A 2,571-nucleotide genomic window follows, 5' to 3' on the forward strand; every position below is an offset into this window, starting at 1 on the left:
ACTTACAGTTGTCCCAAGAACCTTCGTCGATGTCGTCAGCACTCACTTGAGCATATCCAGTCGTGTAACCGTTGCCATTGCTCAATGAAATGTGCAATTGATCATCACACTTCATTATTGGTGCAATCTTGTCTTCTACTTCGAAGGTGAAAGAGTCACGTTTTGCGTTGTAGCAACCATCAAATGCATCGATGATCAGGCGGTGTGTACCTACTGGTAGGCCGATCATCATGCCATTCATAATTGCATAATCTACTTTATCCCAGGTGTTTTCAGCAACCAGGATGCCTTTTACATAGCGATCTTTGGTCTTAACGCTTACCGTTGCATTGGCTATCAAACAGTTGTCGGAGATAGTAACACCAAATGCAGACTTGATGCCCGCTACAGTCACAGGGAAGGCAGCTGTACAATCCATTGGGCCAGTCGAGATCACAAATGGAGAATGTTGGGTATATGTTAAAGAAGGAGGTGTAAAGTCACCAATTTTGATCAGGATGTGGAACGTATCTATGATACCACCTGCACACCAATCAAATACATACAATTCGCGATCGATTTTCACGCCTTTGCCATTGCAAATTGGAAATTCAGTATCCTTGATAGATACAGAATAGTTGCACTCAACTTTGTCGATGTAGATCCGACGCTTATTGTCAGCAGTGTAGAAATAGCTGTCTACAAAAGGAGTAACATCTTCGTACTTGATCAAGCTCTTGTCAGAAGTACAAGCGTTGTAAGTTACTACGCGATCGTAATCTCCTTCGCTTTTGCCATTGAATTTGAACGCGATGATCGCAGGACGCTTAAAGTTGATTTTTTGCGTATAAGCAGAATGCATGCCGTTGCAATCCGTAGCAACCCACTCGCGAGAGATGGTTGCGTAGATGCCGCCGTTGGTCTTCAAGTCTTCGCAAGAGTAGAAAACCACTTTGTCGCTCCACTTCAAGGTAATGCGGCAACCGCAGCTTACGCAATTGTCTTTGAAATAGGCATAACCCAGGTTCTTGACCAGGTCATCAGTCAACGCTGGTGGAGCCAGGGTGTTGGTACAATTGTCACCGACTTCACTTCCCTTAAGAATACCTTCAGCGTAAAGAATGGTTTGTGCACCAGTTGCCGCAGGCTTTGGAGAATTGAATGCGTTTGCGTTACCAATGGTCAAGTTGTTGTTCAACACATAGTTGACATCGTAGCAATCCAACGTAATGTTGGCAGGAGCACATACCAAGACAGGTGCAGTTTTGTCTTCAGCGGTAATTTTACCCCAGCAGGGTTCAAATAGGAAACATCCAGCGTATTCCGCTTTTAAACGAACCACGTAAGTATAGGTACCTGCACAATCGATGTAACTGTCGTTGTTGCCATCACTGATGAGTACTTCCAACGCATTTTGCAATACCTGACCATTTTCGCATTGTGCAAATCCATCTAAAACGATATTGGGCGTAACCAAAAATCTACACTTGGCACCCAGGCTCACGTTTACTTGACTTACACAGGCTAAACAAGTCACGAGGACTCCGGGGCGAACGTTAATAAAATCCGCTTTTGCCGCAATGGTAAAAGTTACACTGCGGCGAGTAGTATCCTTGCAACCATTGGCATCAACTACTTGACTCAACGTAATGGTGTAGCTACCAGCACTGGCACCAGTATAGGTTACGACTACAGTGCTGTCTGCTTCGTTCAAAGCGGTGAAAGCACCACCTACAGCCCTTGGTAGACAATCCGGCCCAACACTGGTAATGATATCCCCATAATAAAAGTCATAAGGTGTCGCAAATCCCGAAGCACTCATCACCACCTTGATCACTGAACCATCACCCACACTGGATTCGGTGGGGCCTTGTAGTGCAATGGAGCCAACTGGTGGAGCCAGTACCACAATACATAGCGGTTCACTAATGTCATGGCATTGCTCATCAAAACAGGCATCGATGACTTGCCCAAGGGTAAACCCAGAAACATTGCCGCAGCCATTGTTTAAACCAGAATAAGCAATCGTGTATACGCAGTATTCACCTGCTGCTGCTGCGCTCAAGTAATCCTCTACTTGACCCAAAGTACCAAATGAAGCAGCTACTAGGCCATTGGTGAAAACGTAATAAATTAAGGTTCCAGAGGTTCCCACGGAATCAAAGTCTACACTTCCCCCCGGGCAGGTACTTTCTACATCCGAAATGAGCGTTCCGGCACCAACATTGTTTACCGTCGCTATAATATGATTGGAAGCCACATCGCCACAACCATTGGAATTGGTGACAAAATAGTCTCCACTGGTTTTTACAATCAATGATGAGGTGGTCTCTCCCGTGTTCCAGGTTCCGCCCAAGTTCCCAGTGAGTTCAATACTGTCTCCTTCACAAAATAAGGTAGAGCCATTTGCTGAGATGACCGAGGCAACGGGTAATACCTCGGCGTTAACGATATTTGCTGATAAATTGATGGCTCCAGAACGCGAAAGCCCCCGTCCGATCAGGGTTGCGTTATTCAACAGATGGATGGCACCGTTAGCCAATATGATGCCTTGGAAAAGAGAATTTTCACCTAAGGTTACCTGGCCATTTA

Annotated in this window: 1 pseudogene; it reads right to left on the reverse strand. The window is 45.5% G+C overall.

The annotated features are described in order from the left end of the window. Window positions 1-2,571, reverse strand: a pseudogene (locus tag ABW391_RS29260) (hypothetical protein); the annotation flags it as partial.

This window comes from Haliscomenobacter sp. (genome assembly GCF_040403615.1).
Taxonomy (GTDB): Bacteria; Bacteroidota; Bacteroidia; order Chitinophagales; family Saprospiraceae; genus Haliscomenobacter.